At 63.1% G+C, this 19,923-nt stretch carries 20 protein-coding genes; 14 read left to right on the top strand and 6 right to left on the bottom strand.

Going from position 1 to position 19,923, the window contains the following annotated elements; translation table 11 throughout:
* Positions 1–3: 3 nt before the first annotated feature.
* Entirely contained in the window at positions 4–1,170 is a 1,167-nt protein-coding gene (locus tag LCM4576_RS16220; RefSeq protein WP_071033076.1) for an ATP-grasp domain-containing protein, read from the bottom strand.
* A 408-nt stretch (positions 1,171–1,578) separates the two neighbouring features.
* Between LCM4576_RS16220 and leuA the strand changes: the two genes are divergently transcribed.
* From leuA to LCM4576_RS16200, 4 genes are all read left to right on the top strand, one after another.
* Entirely contained in the window at positions 1,579–3,315 is a 1,737-nt protein-coding gene (gene leuA / locus LCM4576_RS16215; RefSeq protein ID WP_071033075.1) for a 2-isopropylmalate synthase, read from the top strand.
* A gap of 192 nt (positions 3,316–3,507) precedes the next feature.
* A complete protein-coding gene (locus tag LCM4576_RS16210; protein ID WP_071033074.1) occupies positions 3,508–5,298 on the top strand; it encodes a hypothetical protein in 1,791 nt (596 codons plus the stop codon).
* Between the two features lie 203 nt (positions 5,299–5,501).
* Positions 5,502–6,305 carry an alpha/beta fold hydrolase gene (locus tag LCM4576_RS16205; RefSeq protein ID WP_071033073.1) on the top strand — a complete coding sequence of 268 codons (804 nt, stop codon included), beginning with the start codon at positions 5,502–5,504 and terminating at the stop codon, positions 6,303–6,305.
* Between the two features lie 160 nt (positions 6,306–6,465).
* Positions 6,466–7,083, top strand: coding sequence for a hypothetical protein (locus tag LCM4576_RS16200; RefSeq protein WP_041004574.1), 618 nt, complete (start codon positions 6,466–6,468; stop codon positions 7,081–7,083).
* On the opposite strand, the gene LCM4576_RS16195 is transcribed toward LCM4576_RS16200, so the two are convergent.
* Positions 7,073–8,008 carry a metallophosphoesterase gene (locus LCM4576_RS16195; RefSeq protein ID WP_071033072.1) on the bottom strand — a complete coding sequence of 312 codons (936 nt, stop codon included), beginning with the start codon at positions 8,006–8,008 and terminating at the stop codon, positions 7,073–7,075. The genes LCM4576_RS16200 and LCM4576_RS16195 overlap by 11 nt on opposite strands.
* Before the next feature lie 68 nt (positions 8,009–8,076).
* Here LCM4576_RS16195 and LCM4576_RS16190 point away from each other — a divergent pair, with 68 nt between their 5' ends.
* Positions 8,077–8,580, top strand: a complete 504-nt coding sequence (locus tag LCM4576_RS16190; RefSeq protein WP_071033071.1) for an NUDIX domain-containing protein — start codon at positions 8,077–8,079, stop codon at positions 8,578–8,580.
* On the opposite strand, the gene LCM4576_RS16185 is transcribed toward LCM4576_RS16190, so the two are convergent.
* On the bottom strand, positions 8,581–9,567 hold the full coding sequence (locus tag LCM4576_RS16185; RefSeq protein ID WP_071033070.1) for a glutathione S-transferase family protein: 987 nt from the start codon (positions 9,565–9,567) through the stop codon (positions 8,581–8,583).
* Between the two features lie 293 nt (positions 9,568–9,860).
* Between LCM4576_RS16185 and LCM4576_RS16180 the strand changes: the two genes are divergently transcribed.
* The 6 genes from LCM4576_RS16180 to LCM4576_RS16155 all read left to right on the top strand — a co-directional run bounded on the left by LCM4576_RS16180 (position 9,861) and on the right by LCM4576_RS16155 (position 14,705).
* Entirely contained in the window at positions 9,861–10,466 is a 606-nt protein-coding gene (locus LCM4576_RS16180) for a GNAT family N-acetyltransferase (RefSeq protein WP_083354659.1), read from the top strand.
* Positions 10,467–10,493: 27 nt separating this feature from the next.
* The gene (locus LCM4576_RS16175) at positions 10,494–11,255 is read left to right on the top strand and encodes a 3-hydroxyacyl-CoA dehydrogenase (RefSeq protein WP_071033069.1); all 762 of its coding nucleotides are present in this window, start codon (positions 10,494–10,496) and stop codon (positions 11,253–11,255) included.
* 5 nt (positions 11,256–11,260) lie between these two features.
* Positions 11,261–12,436, top strand: coding sequence for a CaiB/BaiF CoA-transferase family protein (locus tag LCM4576_RS16170; RefSeq protein WP_071033068.1), 1,176 nt, complete (start codon positions 11,261–11,263; stop codon positions 12,434–12,436).
* Positions 12,437–12,483: 47 nt separating this feature from the next.
* Positions 12,484–13,254, top strand: coding sequence for a HugZ family protein (locus tag LCM4576_RS16165; protein ID WP_071033067.1), 771 nt, complete (start codon positions 12,484–12,486; stop codon positions 13,252–13,254).
* A 158-nt stretch (positions 13,255–13,412) separates the two neighbouring features.
* Positions 13,413–13,751 carry a helix-turn-helix transcriptional regulator gene (locus LCM4576_RS16160; protein WP_071033066.1) on the top strand — a complete coding sequence of 113 codons (339 nt, stop codon included), beginning with the start codon at positions 13,413–13,415 and terminating at the stop codon, positions 13,749–13,751.
* Between the two features lie 156 nt (positions 13,752–13,907).
* On the top strand, positions 13,908–14,705 hold the full coding sequence (locus LCM4576_RS16155) for an RNA methyltransferase (protein WP_071033174.1): 798 nt from the start codon (positions 13,908–13,910) through the stop codon (positions 14,703–14,705).
* A gap of 41 nt (positions 14,706–14,746) precedes the next feature.
* On the opposite strand, the gene LCM4576_RS16150 is transcribed toward LCM4576_RS16155, so the two are convergent.
* Positions 14,747–15,883 (bottom strand): hypothetical protein, encoded by a 1,137-nt coding sequence (locus LCM4576_RS16150; protein ID WP_071033065.1) that lies wholly within the window; start codon positions 15,881–15,883, stop codon positions 14,747–14,749.
* 134 nt (positions 15,884–16,017) lie between these two features.
* Positions 16,018–16,554 (bottom strand): DUF1134 domain-containing protein, encoded by a 537-nt coding sequence (locus LCM4576_RS16145; RefSeq protein ID WP_244510814.1) that lies wholly within the window; start codon positions 16,552–16,554, stop codon positions 16,018–16,020.
* A 384-nt stretch (positions 16,555–16,938) separates the two neighbouring features.
* Here LCM4576_RS16145 and chpT point away from each other — a divergent pair, with 384 nt between their 5' ends.
* Together chpT and LCM4576_RS16135 are read left to right on the top strand one after the other, a co-directional pair.
* Positions 16,939–17,568, top strand: coding sequence for a histidine phosphotransferase ChpT (chpT, locus tag LCM4576_RS16140; protein ID WP_071033063.1), 630 nt, complete (start codon positions 16,939–16,941; stop codon positions 17,566–17,568).
* Positions 17,569–17,791: 223 nt separating this feature from the next.
* Positions 17,792–18,157 carry a PleD family two-component system response regulator gene (locus LCM4576_RS16135; protein ID WP_041004962.1) on the top strand — a complete coding sequence of 122 codons (366 nt, stop codon included), beginning with the start codon at positions 17,792–17,794 and terminating at the stop codon, positions 18,155–18,157.
* A gap of 170 nt (positions 18,158–18,327) precedes the next feature.
* Here LCM4576_RS16135 and ctrA read toward each other — a convergent pair whose 3' ends face one another.
* Entirely contained in the window at positions 18,328–19,023 is a 696-nt protein-coding gene (gene ctrA, locus LCM4576_RS16130) for a response regulator transcription factor CtrA (RefSeq protein WP_006203583.1), read from the bottom strand.
* Between the two features lie 449 nt (positions 19,024–19,472).
* Here ctrA and LCM4576_RS16125 point away from each other — a divergent pair, with 449 nt between their 5' ends.
* Positions 19,473–19,850: a flagellar export protein FliJ gene (locus LCM4576_RS16125; RefSeq protein ID WP_071033062.1), complete on the top strand. Its 378-nt coding sequence runs from the start codon at positions 19,473–19,475 to the stop codon at positions 19,848–19,850.
* Positions 19,851–19,923 lie beyond the last annotated feature (73 nt).

Here is a 19,923-nt window from a genome sequence, read left to right as displayed (position 1 = left end):
GGCTCAGGCCTTTTCCGCGTGGATATAGTCGACCGCCTGGCGCAGCGCCTTCTGATCCTTCGAACGCATCTGGTAGGCGTAATTGCCCATGGCGCGGCTGAAGACCTCTTCGATGGCCTGGTGATGGACGATCTTGTCGCCGTGGGCGGCTAGCACGTCCGCATGGCTGTGYAAATAGTCGATATGGCGTTTGCGGCTGGCATAGGCGGTGAAATACCTGCCCTTGTAGGGGCCGCCGGCGGCATCCTTGACCACCATGTCGGCCCAGGCGGCATAGACGTCGATGTCGAACGTGTAGTTGATGGCGTCCGTCATCCAGGCGCCGGGCGGGCGCATGTTGACCTCGAGCGCTATGATGCGCTCGTCCCTGGTCTCGAACAGCTCGATGTGGAAGAAACGCTCGCGCACGTCGAACGCTTTCAGGATCTTGCGCCCCGCCTCCTCGACCGCCGGAGTGATTTCGGGGAAGCAGGTGTAGCTCATGTGGCGGTCCTTGTTGACCGCATCCATGATGCTCTGGTCGTAGCGGTGGCTCGCCGCCAGCACAACCTCGCCGTCGCGGTTGACCAGCCCGTCGAAGGTCACCACCAGCCCCTCGATGAACTGCTCCATGACGAAGGTCACGCCCTCCGGCTTGTCCCGGAAGAACTGGTCGAGCTCCTTGGYGGTGGAGATCTTGAAGGTGTTCGAGGCGCCGGAGCCCGAATCCGGCTTGACCACCACCGGGTAGCCGACGCGACGGATGAAGGTCATGGCGCCGGTGCGGTCGGAGCATTTGCGCTGCGGGATGGTCTCCACGCCRCTCTTGCGGAAGAAGGCGCGCATGCGGCTCTTCCGCTTCAAATTCTTCACGAAATCGACCTTGGTGCCGAAGATGTTGAAATCGGTGCGGATGTTGGCTTCCAGCTCCAGCCAATGCTCGTTGAGCGACTCGAAGCGGTCGATGCGACCCCATTTGTGGATGAAATGCCCCATCGCCCGGAACACGGCATCGTAGTCTTCCATGTCTGCGACGCGGTAATATTCCGCCAGCGCCGCTTTCAGCTTGCCGCTCAAGGTCTCGTAAGGCGCGTCGCCGATGCCTAGCACCGTGGCGCCCGCCTTCCTCAGCCGGTCGCAGAACTCGGCGCCGTTGGCGGGAAAATGCGGCGAGAAGAACACGAAGTTCATGGATGACCCCTCCCCGGCGGCTGCCGCCGATGGCTGAAGTCTGGCGCATTTGCGGCGCGCGGGGAAGTCCGTCCGCAGGTAGGGGATCGCGATCCGCCATGCGTCCCGCTTGCCTCCGCCGTGCCGCTCCTGTAAGAGAGCCGCCATGACCACGCGCGTCCGCTCCGTCGCTTCCTCTCGCACCGGCTTTGCCGGCGAGACCGCGCGCGCGCTCGCTTCGACCCTGCTTCTTCTCGGCCTTATCGGCGATCGCCGGGCTTGCTGAAGGAGCGCCCGGCGGTCGATACCCGCCGCCTCAGGCGCATGCTCCTTGGCAAAGTCACAATCAAGCGAATGAAATTCTGGTAGAGGCGACGCTCGCCATCAATCCGCCCAAGGCGAACATGCGAGCCGCCCGGAGAAGAGACGATGAACGCACGAGAAGAAATCCGCGCCGGCGAGGCTGAAGGCAAGCATGCCGCTCAGGGCATGCCCAACGCGACCCGAAAATACCAACCCTACCCGACCGTCGGCCTTGCCGATCGCACCTGGCCGAACAAGGTCATCGACAAGGCGCCGATCTGGTGCTCGGTCGACCTGCGCGACGGCAACCAGGCGCTGATCGATCCGATGGGCCAGGAGCGTAAGGCGCGCATGCTGGCGCTCTTGCTCGACATGGGCTTCAAGGAAATCGAGATCGGCTTCCCCTCGGCCTCGCAGACCGATTTCGACTTCGCCCGTTGGTGCATCGAGGGCGGCAATGTCCCCGATGATGTGGACCTGCAGGTGTTGGTGCAGTGTCGTCCCGAGCTCATCACGCGCACCTTTGAGGCGCTGAAAGGCGCCAAGACTCCGATAGTTCATTTCTACAATTCGACCAGCGAATTGCAGCGCCGCGTCGTCTTCGAGAAGGACGTCGCCGGCATCAAGCGCATCGCCACCGATGCCGCCAAGATGATCACCGACATGGCCGCCAAGGCCGGCGGCGGTTATCGCTTCCAATATTCGCCGGAGAGCTTTCCCGGCACCGAGCTCGAGGTCGCGCTGGAAATCTGCAACGCCGTCACCGAGATCGTTCGGCCGACGCCCGACAATAAGCTGATCATCAACCTGCCGTCGACCRTCGAATCCTCGACGCCGAATGTCTACRCCGACCGTATCGAGTGGATGATCCGGCACCTGGACAATCGCGWCAGCCTGATCATTTCGCTGCACCCGCACAACGACCGCGGCACCGGCGTCGCCGCGACCGAACTCGCTCTGATGGCCGGCGCCGACCGCGTCGAGGGAACGCTGTTCGGCAATGGCGAGCGGACCGRCAATGTCGATATCGTCAACCTGGCGCTCAACATGTACACGCAGGGCGTCGATCCCGAGCTCGATTGTTCCGACATCAACCGGATGAAGGATGTCTACGAGTATTCGAACCAGCTGAAGATTCCGGAGCGCCATCCTTATGTCGGCGAACTGGTCTACACGGCCTTCTCCGGCTCGCACCAGGACGCCATCAACAAGGGCATGAAGGCGCTGAAGAAGGCCAACACGCCGCTGTGGGAAGTGCCTTATCTGCCGATCGACCCGGCCGATGTCGGCCGCACCTACGAGGCGATCATCCGCATCAACTCGCAGTCGGGCAAAGGCGGCATCGCCTATGTGCTGCAGGCGGATTACGGCCTCAATCTGCCGCGCAATCTGCAGATCGAGTTCAGCCAGGCGATCCAGGCGATCACCGATGCGGAAGGCAAGGAAGTGCCTGCCAAGCGCATCCACGAACGCTTCCTCGAAACCTATGTCGACCAGCCCGGCGCTCGGCTGAAGTTCCTCGACCATCGCACCTTCCCTGATACCGAGGCGAAGGGCCGACGGATCGTAGAGGCGGAGATCCTCGACAACGGCAAGGAAGTGACCATCACCGGCTCGGGCACCGGTCCGATCGACGGCTTTGTCGACGCGCTCTCGCGCCATGTCGGCGTCGATATGTCGGTGCTGGACTATTCCGAGCATTCCTTGCAGCGCGGCTCCAACGCCTCGGCCATCTCCTATGTCGAAATGGAATATCCGGGTGGCAAGCTGTTCGGCGCCGGCATCAACACCAACATCGTCGCCGCCTCGCTGGAGGCCGTTGTTTCGGCTRCCAACCGTATCATCGGCCGCCAAGCCGGCTGATCGGATTCAGTGCTGAAGCGTGGCGCGGCCCAGYTTGCGCCCCGCTTCAAAACGACGCGAAGCTGCCATTCGTTAACCGGCGGGGGAATTTCCGGTGGCTTACGCGATCGCATAATACAAGCATCCTTGTGCGCCGGCGCGAGCGCTATATGATCGCGCCCTAACCTGTGCCGACTTCGAGAGGATCGACACTTGGAGCATGCCCCGCCTGCCGCCCCCGCAGTGCGCGAGACATTGGAGCGACTGCTTGCCAGCGAAACGTTCGGACGCTCCGAGCGTGCACGCCGGCTGTTACGCTATCTGGTGGAACGCGAGCAGGCCGGCGAGGCGGACAGGCTGAAAGGCGTTTCCATCGCCATGGACGTCTTCGGCAAGGACGGCGATTTCGACGCCTCCACCGATGCCGTGGTCAGGGTCCAGGCCGGTCGACTGCGCGAACTCCTGGAGCAGTATTTCGCCAATGAAGGTGTCGCCGAGCCGGTGCGTATCGCGATCCCGCGTGGCGGCTATGTCCCTTCCTACGAGCTGAACGAGATTCGGCTGCCTGGTAACGCCAGGCCCGCCTCCGACACCGTTACGCAGCGGCCCGACGTATCGGCCGAAGCCGCTGCGGCTGTGCCCGAGCATCTCGACAGCTCCGGGCCGGGGCAGCCTGCGGCGCTGACGGCGCCGGCGGCACCCGCGCAGTCGCTCACGCGGCAACTGCGCTTCTTCTGGGCAGCCATGGTCCTGGTCATCATCATGCTCGGCGTGCTCATCGTGCGTCAAGGCAATGCTTTCCTCGGCGGCGGCGACACGGCCTCGACCGTCGAAACGGCGGGCGTGACCGGCACCGCTGCCCAGCCGACATTCGATTCCCTGCCACTGATCTACATCGCGGTGAAAGCCGACGGAGCGGAGGCGGCTCGCGTCGCGTCGTCGCTGCGCGCTGRCCTTGCCGGTTTCGACACCATCGATTTCATCGGGYGCGATGCGGATTCGACGCGCAATCGGTCCGCCGATCCGATCAGTTTCGTTTTCGACATTGTTCCCGGGCCTRCTTCCGGCGACGTCGCGGTGGAATTGCAGAGCGTCGCGACCGGGCGGGTTCTCCTGTCGCGCAATCTGACACCGGCCGAAAGTGCCCCTGGCGTGGTTGAAAGCAACATCGCCAGCCTCCTCACCTCGACCGTTCCCGCTTCGGGCGCGATCTACAGCTACATTGACCAGAGCGACATCCGGACCACTCAGATCGGATGCCTGGTGCTCGACGACCGCTATTTCCTCGACATGAGCGCCCAGACGCACGAAGTGGCGTATCGCTGCCTGGAGAAGTTGGTCGGCGAAGGTACCAAATCGTCGCTCGTCTACGCGGAACTGGCCGCGCTTCATGGCGAGGCTGTCACCGCCCACTATCCCTATCCACCGGAAGCGACGCTCGAAAAGGCCATGTCGCTTGCGCATCGCGCCGTCCAGATGGGGCCGATGAACCCGCACGCGCATCGCGCCCTCGGCTACCTCAACTCACGCCTCGGCAACGCGGACGAGGCGATCCGCTTGACGCGCAAGGCCTACGAACTCAATCCCTATGATCTCGGCATGGCCGCCGCCTATGGCTACGGGCTGATCTTCGCCGGCAAATATGACGAGGGAACGCCGATCCTGGGTCACGCGGTCGAAGCCTTCAGCGGCCATCCGACCTGGTGGGATTATGGCCTCTTCATCGGGGCCTTCATGCAGGGCGATATGAAGAAGGCCGCGATCGCCAGCGAATCGCTGCGCACGACGGCATCCAAGTCGCACTATCTGGCCGCGCGGCTGATCGGCGCCAAGATYTCAGGGCGCGACAAGCTGGCGGGCGAGCTTGCCAACGAGCTCACCGCCGAATTCCCGAACTTCGTCGCCGACCCGCGCGCGACATTCGTCGACCGCAAATACCCCGCCGATCTCACCGACCGGCTGGTGCAGTCCTTGCGAGCCGCCGGGATTGGCAACCCGAGCTAATCCAGCGCTGCGTCTGTGTTTGGGCCACAGGATCCCCAAGCACAAAATAAAGCCCTGTGATCCGGCAGGTATTAGGAAATGCTTGCGCCTTGAGCGCCTCACAGGCAACCAGTCGCAAAAATTTTACTGGCCATGGGTCTGGATCGGGAGCAATTCAGCCGCAATTTCTAATTGCGGCCTGTCTTCTTCACCGTTCCATTTTCATGCTTCCATTCCCTTATGCCGTCGAGGGCGGCGCTGGTCCGAAGACGATCATCTTTCTGCACGGCTTCGGAGCCTGCTGTGAGATTTGGCGTGACGTCATGGCATCGCTGGCGGCGGAAGCGAGACTGTTGGCCTACGATCTGCCCGGCCATGGGCAGTCCCTGGAATGCGAAGGCATGGGGGGCGCCAAGCCGGCGGCGCGGGCCATCCTGGCCGATCTTGCCGCTCGCCGGTTGGGCAAGGTTCATCTCGTCGGTCACTCCATGGGCGGCGCGATCGCGACATTAATGGCGCTTGCCGACCCCAGTCGGGTGGCCTCGCTCACTCTGTTGGCGCCCGGCGGTTTCGGCCCGGAAATCAACGCAGGCTTGCTGCGCCGCTATGCCGCCGCGACCGGCGGGAAAGATATCCGGGCCTGCCTTGCAGCCATGTCGGGCCCGCGCAGCGTGCCGCCTGACCATGTGGTCGACGCAATCTGCCGGATGCGCAAACGGCCGGGCCAGTTGCAGACCCTGATCGATATGGCGGCGGCGATGACCAAAGATGACCGGCAAGGCATCATTCCCGGGGCGCAATTGGATACGCTCCACATGCCGGTAATGGTTGTCTGGGGAGCGGAGGATCCGCTCCTGCCTGTCGTGCAGGCCGAGGCTCTGCCGCCGCATTTCCACCTGCATCATGTTCTTGACGCCGGCCATATGCTGGTCGAGGAGGCCCCGGCCCTGGTTGCCGAGATCGTGCGTCGCAATACGCGGCGGCGTGCCAGCCGGTTGCGTCCACCGCTGGGCGCAGCCGCGAGTTGATTGCTGAGTGCCCTGCGGGGATCGGGTTCCCAGGACCGATCTCGAAAAGCAACCGTAACGCGCTTCATGCGGACCGGGCGGCCGCGCGGCTCGTCATCGGCAGTGCATTTTCCCGGCGACTGTGTTAACTCGCTGTTAACCTACAACGAGGCAGCCGCCCATGAAGGATGCAGGCGACAAAATCACCCCGATAGAGCCGTCGCGAAAGCTCTCGGACGCCATACGCGAGGTCAAGAACGCGTTCGCAGACCGCGATGACGTGGTCGTCGACATGCGCGAGGCGCACCGCATGCGGCTCGATCTGTTGGCGACCGAGCTTGCACCCGTCTTTGCCGATGTCCCGGCCGACATGGACAGCTTCGACTTCGCCGTCTCGTCGGGCCTGCAGCCGCGGCTATGGATAGACGCGGTGAGCCACGTCGCCATGGGGCGCGACCGCCGCACCTACCGCTTCCTCAAGGATACGCGCGTCGGCCGTGTGGTGCTGGCCGAGACGACCGAGATGAAAGCCGTCGCCGATGCAGTGACGCGCTACGTGGCCGAACGGGTCGTCGAGCGGCAGCACATGATGGAGGGCGGCCTGGAGAGCGCCGTTCCCGGCCTGCATCGTCCCGTGGTGCGGGAAGCGGAGCCGCCCATGCTATCTGAAAATCGCCTCAATGGCTGGACGACCTTCTTCGCCGGCCTCGGCCTGATCACCGCCGGCGCCCTTGTCGGCCTGGCGGTTTCGCTGGCGATGTTCTGGGATCGCATCGTGCACATGAAGATCAGCTTCTGACGAGTTCGCGGTCCTTCACGGCCGGCATGTCGAGATCCGTCGTTTGCAGGTCCGAAGGCGGCAGCGCCGGTCCGGTCAGGCCGCGTCGCGTCAAGCGCACGCGCCAGGCACCCTTTTCGCCATCGATCTCGAACAGATTGTACTGAGCGGCCGGATGCTTGCCGCCCGGCGCCTGCCCTGCGGCGGCAACCCCGACTACGGGCACCTTCGCGCCACGTGCGCCGATGCTGAACAAGGACGGCAGATGCGAATGACCGTGCAGGACGAGCTCCGCGCCATGCCGGCGAATGACCTTGTGAAAACGGGCGATGCCGAACAGCCGCTTATGCTGCTGGACGGCGCCGCGCACTGGCGGATGGTGGATCATGATGGCGCGAAACAGCCCTTGCTTCGCCGCCTCGTCGAGAACCTTGCCGAGCCGCTCGGCCTGCCCTTCCATGAAGAAACCGTTGGCCATGAAGGGTGCTGTGGCGCGCGCCGTGGTGACGCCGATCAGCGCGACATTGCCGCGCACGCGCAGATACGGAAAGGAATTGCGGTCGACCGGGCTGTTGACGCCGTCGCCCGTCATCCAGGGAGCCCACGCCCGGCAGACCTTGTCGAAGGCGCCCGGCACATAGGCGTCGTGATTGCCTGGCACCACGGAAACGTCGTGTGGCGATCCAAGCGTCTCCAGCCAGTGCTTCGCCATCTCGATCTCGCCGTCGAGCGCCAGGTTGACGAGGTCTCCGGTGACGGCGAGATGGTCCGGCGCATTCGCCTTGATGTCGGCGACGATGGTGTCGATGACGGCGTCATGCATATGGCGGCGGCGGTTGCGCTGCCAGTTGACATAGCCGAGCACGCGCTTGGACGCGAGATCGCGATAGGTTACATCGGGCAACGGTCCCAGATGAGCGTCGGAAATATGCGCGAGCCTGAACATGGTCTCTTCTTAAGCGACGCCGGCGAGGCTTTCCACTCACCCTTTGYTGTTCGCCCAGGGATCGTTCGATGACCGGCGCAAGCGATCCGGAAGAGGTGTTCCGCCAGACAGGCTGGCCGGGCCTGCGGGCGAGGCTCTTTCATTTTTATTTCGTGCTGCGCCGCCCGATGACGCTTGGCGTGCGCGGCCTGGTTTATGACCGCGCTTCCAATGCCGTTTTCCTGATCCRCCACACCTATGTTCCGGGCTGGCAGCTACCTGGCGGCGGCGTCGAGATCGGCGAGACGCTCGAGGAAGCGCTGGCGCGCGAGCTGGCCGAGGAAGGCAACATCGTCCTGACGGCCCCGCCTGTGCTGAAGTCGATGCATTTCAACCGCCGCTCCAGCAAGCGCGACCATGTCGGCCTTTATCTGATCGAAGCCTTCAGCCAGACCGCGCCGAAACGGCCGGACCATGAGATCGCCGAAGCAGGTTTCTTTCCGATCGACCGTTTGCCGGAGGGCACGACGCCGGCGACGCTGCGGCGGATCGGAGAGATTTTTGGCAGCGAGCGTATCTCAGCCTACTGGTGATCACGCCGCCTTCCTGAACCTGTTGCGATCATGCGCCGCCGCATAGTCGAGCTCGGGCCCCACCGGAATGATCCCCGTCGGGTTGATCGACTTGTGGCTGCCGTAATAATGCGCCTTGACGTGATGCAGGTTGACCGTGCCCGAGACGCCGGGCACCTGGTAGAGATCGCGCAGATAGTTCGACAGGTTCGGGTAGTCGGCGATGCGGCGCAGATTGCATTTGAAGTGACCGACATAGACCGGATCGAAACGCACCAGCGTCGTGAACAGCCGCCAGTCCGCTTCGGTGATGTGTTCGCCARCCAGATAGCGCTGCTTCGAAAGCCGCTCCTCGATCGTATCGAGCGCCGCGAACAATTCGCCGAACGCTTCCGCATAGGCTGTCTGCGTGGTGGCGAAGCCGGCGCGATAGACGCCGTTGTTGATCGCCGGATAGACCAGCGCATTGAGCCTGTCGATCTCCGCGCGCTGCGCCGCCGGGTAGAAGTCGAGGCCCGCATCGCCCCATTCGTCGAAGGCCGAATTGAGCATGCGGATGATCTCGGAGGACTCGTTGTTGACGATCGTCTTTTCCTGCTTGTCCCACAGAACCGGCACCGTCACGCGGCCTGAATAGGCGGGATCGGCCTTGGCGTAGATCTGGTGCAGGAAATCGAGGCCGTAGAGCGTGTCGCCCGTGGCGCCGTCCTCGGTTTTGAAGGTCCAGCCGTTTTCGCCCATGAAATGGTGCACCACGGAGACGGAGATGATGCCCTCCAGCTTCTTCAGGGCGCGGAAGATCAGCGTACGGTGTGCCCAGGGGCAGGCGAGCGACACATAGAGATGATAGCGGCCGGGTTCGGCCTTGAAGCCGCGCGTGCGGCCTTCCGCCGGCGCGCCGTCGCGCGTGATCCAGTCGCGCCATTGYGACTCCGTCCGCACGAACCGCCCACCGCTGTCGGTGTCGAACGGGCGGTCCTRCCATTTGCCTTCGATCAGCAATCCCATGCGAAAAATCTCCCTGTGGCTTTAGAGATATCTAGACCGATAAGCGGACTGGCGAAGCCTTCGGGCACTGAACAGTTCGTCAAACGACGAACCAGTTCATCGGCTGGAACAAAGAAAGACAAAAGGCATCGATTGCAGCGGCACAAAATTGGTGCTAGCGGAGGCGCCCATGTTCGACTTTGCCTCGATCCGGTTCGACCGACGACGAAAGGGCGCCCGCGCTTAAGAAGCGCTGACTGGCGAACGCTGCCGCTTTGCAGCAGACCTTCCTCGTATACCGGAACGCAAAGACCATGAGCCTTGCCGACGTGAAATACCTGCCGGAAACCCCGGCGCATGATGCCGAAATCGAAGCCCTCAACGACGAGGCCTTCGGCCCCGGTCGTTTCGTGCTTGCCGCCTATAAGATCCGCGAGGCCGGCGGGCACGACCGCTCGATGTCCTTTGTTGCCGTCAAGAACGATACGGTGATCGCGTCGGTGCGCATGACGCGCGTGGCCGCGGGCGCCGGTCGCGCCATGATGCTCGGCCCGCTTGCGGTGCGCCCCGCCTTCAAGAATCTCGGCATCGGCCGCAAGCTGGTCGCGATTGCGCTGGAGGCTGCCAGGAAGGCCGGTGCGCCTGCCGTCATCCTGGTCGGCGACGAGCCCTACTACGGACCGCTCGGCTTCAAGCGTTTCCCGCGCGGGCAGATAACAATGCCGCGCCCGGTCGATCTCGACCGGCTGCTGCATCACGAGATCAAGCCGGGCGCCGTCGCCCGCTTTGCCGGCGATGTCTGTCACGCCAACACGGCAAGGGTTGCGGAATTTGCCCCGGCTTTGGCGCGTTCGGCCGCCAGTGCGCAGCCGTCGATCGACCCGCCTATTGCGGTTGCGCCGCCTTTGCGCGCTTCGTAGCATAATCCGGAATCCTGGGAGGCTTGCATGAACCCGAACGGCCAGATCGCGATCGTCACCGGCGGGGGATCCGGCCTTGGCGAGGCGACGGCGCGCGCGCTTGCCGCCAAGGGCGCCCGCGTCGCCATCCTCGATGTCGGCATCGAGCGCGCCGCGAAGGTCGCGGCCGACATCGGCGGCGTTGCCGTCCAATGCGATGTCTCTAGCGGCGACAGCGCGACGGCCGCAATCGCTGAAGCGGCCGAAAGGCTTGGGCCGCCGCGCATCCTGATCAATTGCGCCGGCATCGCCATCGGCGTGAAGACGATCGGCAAGGACGGACCGCATCCGCTCGACCAGTACCGCAAGGTGATCGAGATCAACCTGATCGGCACCTTCAACATGATCCGCCTCGTCGCCGACCGGGCGGCGAAACTCGATCCGCTCGCCGGCGGCGAGCGCGGCGTCATCGTCAACACCGCCTCCGTCGCCGCCTATGATGGCCAGATCGGCCAGGCCGCCTACGCGGCCTCCAAGGGCGGCGTCGTCGGCATGACGCTGCCTGTGGCGCGCGACCTGGCGCGCTCCGGCATCCGCGTCTGCACCATCGCGCCCGGCATCTTCAAGACGCCGATGATGGCCGGCATGCCGCAGGAGGTGCAGGATTCGCTCGGCGCCTCCGTCCCCTTCCCGCCCCGGCTCGGCGAGCCGTCGGAATATGCCGCACTTGCTCTCCACATCGTCGAGAACCAGATGCTGAACGGCGAGACCATCCGCCTCGACGGCGCCATCCGCATGGCGCCGAAATAAACGGGATGACTGGCTCGCCGACAGGCGCCGGTGCCTCTACCGAAAAGACCGGCCCGCTCGCCGGCCTGAAAGTGATCGAGATGGCCGGGCTGGGCCCGGTGCCGCTTGCCGCGCTGATGCTGTCCGAGATGGGCGCCGGGGTCCTGCGCATCGAACGCGCCGACTCTGGCCAGCCGCTGCTGAGCCTGCCGGAAGAATACGATCTCGACCGCCACGGCCGTTCCATCCTCAAGCTCGACCTGRAGGACCCGCCGGGCGCGGAACTGCTGCTGCGCCTTGCGGCAAAGGCCGACATCCTCGTCGAAGGTTTCCGCCCCGGCGTCATGGAACGGCTCGGCCTCGGTCCCGATGTCGTTCTCCAGCGCAATCCGGCGCTGATCTATGGTCGCCTGACCGGTTTCGGCCAGGACGGACCGCTGTCCGCGCGAGCCGGGCACGACATCACCTATCTCGCCTATGCGGGCCTCTTGCATGCTCTCGGCAGGCAGGACGCGCCGCCGGTGCCGCCGCTCAACCTCGTCGCCGATCAAGGCGGCGGCGCCATGATGCTGATCGCAGGCGTGCTCGCCGCTCTTTTCCAGCGTTCCCTGACCGGCAAGGGCCAGGTGATCGATGCCTCGATGATCGAGGGAGCCTCGATGCTCGCAGCACCCATCCACGCCTATATGGCCGCGGGCCTCTGGAGCGACAGGCGCGGCGAGAACCTGCTCGATTCCGGTGCGCCGTTCTACGATACCTATGAGACCGCCGACGCAAGGCATATTGCCGTCGGCTGCCTCGAACCGCGCTTCTTCGCCGAATTCGCCAGGCTGCTGCCGCTCGACAGTCGTTTTGTCGGCAGCCAGTACGACAAGTCGTCATGGCCCGCGATGCGAGCCGCCATTGCCGGTCGTGTCAGGGAAAGAACACGCGACGAATGGGCCGCGCTGTTCGCCGCGACCGACGCGTGCGTCGCGCCCGTGCTGTCCCTGGTCGAAGCCAGGGATCACCCGCACAATCGCGCCAGGCAGAGCTTCGTGAAATCCGGCGGGCTCGATCGCCCGGCGCCGGCGCCGCGTTTCTCGCAAAATCCGCAGACGCTTGCCGCGGCGCCGGCCGCCGGCGATCGCCAGCCCGTGGTCATATTGACCCGTTTCGGTTTGAGCGAGGAGGAAATCGGAGCCTTGCAAAGGCGGGTGTAGTCGGCCGATAATCGGAGAATAAAAATCAACTTATCTCGGGTGAGCTTGTGACCGAACCGAAAAAAGATGTCATCCGCGAAACCGACGCCGAAGCGGTCAGGCTGGCGAAAACCCTAATCCGATCGGCGCGTTTCGGCGCGCTCGCGGCGATCGAGCCTGGCACCGGCGCGCCGCTGGCAAGCCGGGTTGGCGTCGCCACCGACATCGACGGCGCACCGCTGATCCTGATCTCGATGCTGTCCGCGCACACCGGTGCGTTGCTCGCGGATCCGCGCTGTTCGCTGCTGCTTGGCGAGCCAGGCAAAGGTGATCCGCTGGCGCATCCGCGCATCAGCCTGGCGTGCCGCGCCCTACGGCTGGAGCGGGGAACGGCCGATCAGATCCGCGCCGAACGGCGCTACCTCAACCGCAATCCGAAGGCGAAGCTTTATGCCGGCCTCGGCGACTTCTCGTTCTTCCGGCTCGAGCCCGAACGCGCCAGCCTGAATGGCGGCTTCGGCAAGGCCTTTCTTCTCGACCGCGACGATTTCATCACCAGCGCCGCCCTTGTCGAGGAGTTCGCCGGCGGCGAGCAGGCGGCGCTCGATCATATGAATGCCGATCATCGCGACGCGCTTGCCCTTTATGCCCGCCATTTCGGCCGTGCCGAGGGCGGCGACTGGATCGCCACCGGCTTCGATCCCGATGGCATGGATCTCGCCGCCCYGGACGCGACCTGCAGGATTTTCTTCCCTAAGCCTCTGCAAAGTGCGCGCGAATTGCGTCCGACGCTTGTCGAGATGGCAAAGGCGGGGCGCGCGGCAGAGCAAGACCGATAGTTGATCGCGAGCCGGCGAAAGCAACGCTTGAGATTTAAACAAAATGATCTACCTTCGTTGTGACGCTGATTCAGCAGCGCCCATCGACATCTGAACATTGTGGAATCAGGCGCCATTGYCCCCTGGCGCCAGGATGAGCCAGGACCCTTGGGGGATCTATGATCTCAAATAAGCTAATCGCCAACGCGGAATCGGCGGCCGCCTTTCTCACTCTCATGGGCAACGAAAAGCGATTGCTGATCGTGGCCTATCTGATGGATGGCGAAATGTCGGTCGGCGCCATCGCCGAGAAGGTGCAGCTCAGCCAGTCCGCGCTGTCGCAGCATCTCGCCAAGCTGAGGGCGCTCGATCTCGTCGAGACCCGGCGCGACCGCCAGATGATCTATTATTCCTGCAAATCCGAAGCGGTACGCGAATTGCTGYGCATGCTGGAAGGCATTTTCGGCGAAGGCGATCTTTCCCAGATGGCCTACCGGTTGCGCCGCGCCGGGGCTTGACCCGCGGTTCCAGTCGCTCATACCTCGCCGACTAAAGCGCGTCGCGCTGAACCGGATTCAGTCAACGCGCTTTAAGTCTTTGTTTTGATGCATGTCGTCGTCCCAGAATCGCTGCACACTTCTGGGCGACATGCATTGGTCTTCGGCGAGCCACGCATGAACCTCATCCCCATCGACGACCCCCGGGACCCGCGCGTCGCCGCCTATCTCGACATCCGCGAGCGCGATCTCATCGGCCGGCAAGGYCGCTTCGTCGCCGAAGGCAAGGTGGTGCTTGACCTCCTGTTGTCGGCCGGGCGCTTCGCCGCCGAGTCTGCCCTCATCCTCGAAAACAGGCTGGCTGGCGTGCGCGAGATCCTGGACAAGGCGCTGCCGGATTTCCCCGTCTATGTTGCCGCCGGTGAGGTCATGGACCGGATCGCCGGCTTCCACATGCATCGCGGCATCCTGGCGATCGGCATGCGTAGCGACCCGGTGCCCGCCGAGATTCTGGTGGAGACCTTGCCCCCGCGCGCATTGGCCGTCGTCCTGGTCGGCATATCCAATCACGACAATATGGGAGCGATCTTCCGCAACGCGGCGGCCTTCGGCGCGGGCGCGGTACTGCTCGACCGGACCTGCTGCGATCCGCTCTACCGCAAGGCAATCCGTGTTTCGGTGGGCGCGGCGCTGAAGGTTCCCTTCGCGTCGTTCGGCGATAYCGGAGCCTTCACCGCGACGCTCGATCGGCTTGGCTTCAGCCAGTTCGCTCTGTCGCCGGGCGGAGCAACCGACATCCGCGCCGCGGAGCGGCCAGCGAGGCTGGCGCTCTATCTCGGCACCGAAGGCGAAGGCCTGCCGCGGGACCTGCTTACCCGGCTGCGCACTGTGAGGATCGGCATGGCGGAAGGTTTTGACAGCCTGAACGTCGCCGCGGCGTCCGCAATAGCGCTGCATCACTTTTCCGACCGGTAGCCACGGAACGACCCGGGGCACCTCGCGGTCGTCTTTCTCAGTTAGGAGCCGGCCTTCTGCAAAGCCCTCACGCGGTCGGCAAGGCTGACGCCGCGCCCATTCTGCTGCCCCTCGCCTGCCAGCGCCTTGGCGATAGGCGAATCCGGCCCGTCGAGCTTCATCGTCWGATTGACGACCTCGGCCGCCAGTTCGTTCATTTGTTCGCGAAGGCCGGCGCCGGAGCGTGCGTCGCCCGCCGATTCCGGCAACGGCGTCCCCGCGGCGGCAAGATCGGTTTTCAGCCGCTTGTTCTCGCGCGCCAGCGCCGTCAGCCTTGCCTCCAGCCGTTCCCGGTCGCCCTCGAGCCTGGCGATTGCCTTATCGACATCGTCACTTTTCGCGGCCGAGCCGGCAGCCAGCCGCGCGACGCCGTTCGCCGCAGCGGTCTCCTTCGAACGTTCGCGCATTCGAGCAAGGTCCTTCTCATGCCGGTCGAGCTTTTCCTCGCGATCGGCAAGCGTGGCGAGCAGCCGTTCCACCTTCTTCTCGAGCTCGGCCGTTTTCTTCTTCTCAACCTTCAACGCTTCGCGAGCGGCCTTGCTTTCGGAAGCGACCTCCTGGTTGCGCCGGTCCGCCTCCTTGCGCTGGGCTTTGAGCAACGCGATATCGCTGGCGAGCTTTTCCAGCTCCGATTCTCGCGCGACCAGCTCGATCTGGCGATTCGAGGACGAAAAGCTGGCGTCATCATACATCTGCTCGAGCTTTTGCAGCTCCAGCGCGCGCTTCTCCAAAGCCCGCTCCGTCTGTGCATGCTTTTCCGACAGGCGGTGCAGATCCTCCTCGCGCTGCCTGAGCTCCGCATTCTTGGCCTGCAGATCGGAAAGCGCCTGGTTCTTGTCCTTCGTTTCGACCGCGAGCCCCTTCAAGGCCTCGCGCCCGCGACCGATCTCGACCAGCTGTTCGGCCACCTTCTCCTGCAGATTCTTGACGGTTATCTCCAGCCGGCGCGTCGTCATGGCGTATTCCGCACGGACCCGGTCCTTGTCCGCCTGGATCTCGGCGGGCGTCAGCGGCAACGAAGCCTCGAGGCGCCTGCGCGTCAGGACAACGGCCCGCCGCCAGACCGCCGGCGCGATCAGCGACACCAGAAAAACGGCGCAAAGGAAACCAAGTACGAAGAACAGAACCGACTGGACCAAGGCGTGCTATCCACTTTACGGGGCGGCAATCGCGGGATTGTACCATCTTGGCATGGCGGAAATTCAACGCCGCGGCAAGAGCTTGCCGCGGCGCGATCAGCACAGTCCGAGCGATTGTAGCGAGCGCAATCCGATCAGAACGGGTTCCAGGTCGGCCTTTCGGTGAGCTTCAGATAGCCGAGATTGACCCCGAGGCGGGCACCGACGCCGGTGCGGATCGGCACGAGCAGCACCCGGTTGCTCTGCAATACGTTGAAGCCGACGCCCGCAATGACATAGGCGGAGCCGGCGACGCCGCCGAAGCGGTTATAAAGGCTGCTGATGTCGTCGAGGTTATAGACCAGCATCATCACCMGCGATCCCTCGCCGCCGAAATCCCAGCCGAGCGACGGACCTTGCCAGAACACCTTATGGTCGCCGGCGTTCTTGGTGTAGAGCGTCCCCTCACCATAGGTCAGGCCGCCGATCAACGCGCCGGACCCTTCCTCGCCCAGCAGGTAGCCGTTGGGCAGGCCGTAGGAGGCAAATATCTTCTCGACGACGGTGGCCAGGCCGCCGGACGTCTCGCCGAAGAATTTATGACCGGAATCGACGATTTCCTGAGCGGTGTACTGTTGAGCCCGCGATGCCGAGGTCGAAAGGACCAGGGCCGCCAGGAGTGTGATGGTCATGGTGAGGACTCGGACGAACGTCCGGTCGTAGTATCGGGAAAACATGCTTCCAAATCTCCGTCAGGGAGCACTTTCGCCGACGCCTCGCACCCCTGCGGCTCTTGCCGGCCGTTCAGGGTGGCTATCACTGGCAAACTATGCCGTAATCCTTTTTCAACCATTAAGCTCCCACACGAAGATGGCGGTTAGAAGGCCGCGCTTGCGCCTCCACGGCGGGTTTCCCCCGCGAACACACCAYTTTCGCCGCCGATAATTTTGGATTTGTTGATGCGCGCCCGGGCCCTGTGTATTCAGAAAGCCTTGGAAAAGAGCGTGATTCGTGTGGGCAGGCGCGAAAAACTGTCGCTCGGCCATGAACAAGTGACTTAAGCAGGGATTTCGCCGATGGCCGAGCTTTTCACCCTTTCCGCGCCTGATCTCGCGGCACTGCTTTGCAGTCGCGTCTGCCACGACATCATTTCGCCGGTGGGCGCAATCAACAACGGCCTCGAGCTGCTCGACGAGGGCGGCGCCGACGAAGACGCCATGAAGCTCATTCGCCAGAGCGCCAGGAACGCCTCGGCGCGACTGCAGTTTGCCCGCATTGCCTTTGGCGCCGCGGGTTCCGCCGGTATGATGATAGACACCGGCGATGCCGAGGCCGTGGCCAYCGCCTTCTTGAAGAACGAAAAGCCGGAACTGGTTTGGAACGGCTCCCGGGCGCTCCTGCCCAAGAACAAGGTCAAGCTGCTGCTCAACCTCATTCTCGTCGCCAACGCGGCCATACCGCGCGGTGGCAAGCTGGTGGTCACGCTGGAGAACCTTGAGACCGAGCCGCGTTTTTCGCTGTCGGCCAGYGGCCCGATGCTGCGCGTGCCRCCGAAATTCCTCGAGCTGCATTCYGGCCACAAGCCGGAAGAGCCGATCGACGCTCATTCGGTCCAGCCTTACTACACGCTGCTTCTGGCGCGTGAGGCCAATATGACGATCTCGATCCATGCGACCGCCGACGAGATCGTGCTGACGGCTGCATAAGAAGAGCCGAAGCATCTTTTATCGCTAATATTTGCTCCAGCAGTGCAGGTAGAGTAGTACCAGCCGCAATTCATGTAACGTCGCCGCGGAGGTAAAACCGCGCGATACGCCTGTTTGGAAAAACTTTACCTAACGGCTTTTCGGCTTCTTTACCAGATTGACCTATGGTGCTTTCCGGTTACCGGAGGTTGCCGGTTCGGCAGATGGCAAAGAGGACCCGGACATGAAGCGTTGCCTGTTCGTCGATGATTCGAGCGTCATCAGGAAGGTTGCAAAACGCATTCTTGGCTCGGACATGATCGTCGTCGAGGCGTCGACCGGGGTCGAAGCCGCCGAGATCTGCGCCGACAACATGCCCGATGTCATCGTCATCGACGGCGGGCTGACCGACATCCAGGCGGTCGACCTCATTCGCCGCATCCGCGCCATCGAAGCTCCCGTCAAGCCGCAGATCCTGGTCTCGCTGGTCGAGGTCGATGTGGCTGCGATCATGCGCGCCAAGCGCGCCGGCGCCCAAGGCTATCTGCTGAAGCCCTTCAACCGCGCGCAACTGCTCGAAAGCTTCCGTTTCCTCAAGATCGCCGCCTGATTCGCGGCACCGATCCAACAAAAAAAACCCGGCCGGAGCCGGGTTTTCGTTGGAATCGTTGGATCGCCTAAAGCATGTCTCCCGAAAGTGGGAACCGGTTTCGGGACAAAGACATGCGTAAAATCAAAGCCTAAAGCGTAGGGAGCGAATCTGAAAGGTCGCGACGCGCTTTAGGCGCTGACGCGGATATCTTCCGGCTCGCGCAGCACATAGCCGCGACCCCACACCGTCTCGATATAGTTCTGGCCACCGGACGCCGCGTCGAGCTTCTTGCGCAGCTTGCAGATGAAGACGTCGATGATCTTCAGCTCCGGCTCGTCCATGCCGCCATAGAGATGATTGAGGAACATTTCCTTGGTGAGCGTGGTGCCCTTGCGCAGCGAGAGCAGCTCCAGCATCTGATATTCCTTGCCGGTCAGGTGCACGCGCTGGCCACCGACCTCGACCGTCTTGGCGTCGAGATTGACCACCAGGTCGCCGGTGGTGATGACCGACTGGGCATGGCCCTTGGAACGGCGCACGATGGCGTGGATGCGCGCCACCAGCTCGTCCTTGTGGAAGGGCTTGGTCATATAGTCGTCGGCGCCGAAACCGAGGCCGCGCACCTTGTCCTCGATGCCGGCCATGCCGGAGAGGATCAGGATCGGCGTCTTGACCTTGGAGAGGCGCAGCGTGCGCAGGACTTCATAGCCCGACATGTCGGGGAGATTGAGGTCCAGCAGGATGATGTCGTAATCGTAGAGCTTGCCTAGATCGACACCTTCTTCGCCGAGATCGGTCGTATAGACGTTGAAGCTCTCCGATTTCAGCATCAGTTCGATGCTCTGTGCGGTTGCACTGTCATCTTCAATCAGCAGAACACGCATTTCATTCCCCTTTTCTGCTGCCGGGCCATCTCACGACCCGTCCGGGACCCGGAGCAGTGATTGCCTGAACAGAAGGTGCCACCGACTGGTTAACAAATCCTAATTTCGTGTCATCCACGATACCAGATTTTTTAACCCCTTTCTACACCCACTTGAATCTAATAACGAATCACAGACCAAAATCGCTAATGCACCACATTAATAAGCCAGCCTAAGTGACTCCAGAGACTCGCAGGCCCGGGCTTCCGCCGAGAGCCGGAATTTTTACCCGGCCTTAAGTCCTCGCCCGTATGATTAACAATGCCCGTAAACGAATGGTTACCGCCGGCAAAAATCTTTAGGGCTTTGTTTCCCATAGCCCAGGGAAAGCCGGGGGAAACGGGCGGCGCTYGGATCGTTCCGGGCGGACTGGGYGGTATTGCAAGTGTGCGGTTGCGGAGTATCGAGTCATGAAGTCACGTGAAAACCTCGTTCGACTGAAGCAATTTCAGGTGAATGAGAAACGGCGGCAGCTCTTGCAGCTGGACATGATGATCGCCGAGTTCGAGCGCATGGCCGTGGAGCTGGAAGCGCAGATCATCGCCGAAGAGAAAAAAGCCGGCATCACYGACATCAACCATTTCGCCTATCCGACCTTCGCCAAGGCGGCGCGCCTGYGCCGCGACAACCTCAGGAACTCACAAAGCGACCTCGCCCAGCAGCGAAGCACCGCCGAATCATTACTCGGCGAAGCTGAAGCGGAGCTGTCCAAGGCGGAGATGCTGGAATCGCGCGACACCAAGATTCGCGAGGCCGAAACAGGCGGCCGCAGCGCCATGATCGGCTGATCGCCGGGTATATTCGCAGTCATGCCGGAGGCCTGCCGGCATCTTCAGAACCGGCGATCGGCAGCAATCGGCC

The sequence above is a fragment of the Mesorhizobium sp. LCM 4576 genome, assembly GCF_001854815.1.
Taxonomy (GTDB): domain Bacteria; phylum Pseudomonadota; class Alphaproteobacteria; order Rhizobiales; family Rhizobiaceae; genus Mesorhizobium; species Mesorhizobium plurifarium.
Note: the sequence above shows the minus strand (reverse complement) of the source record. Positions and strands in the feature narration are given on the sequence as shown.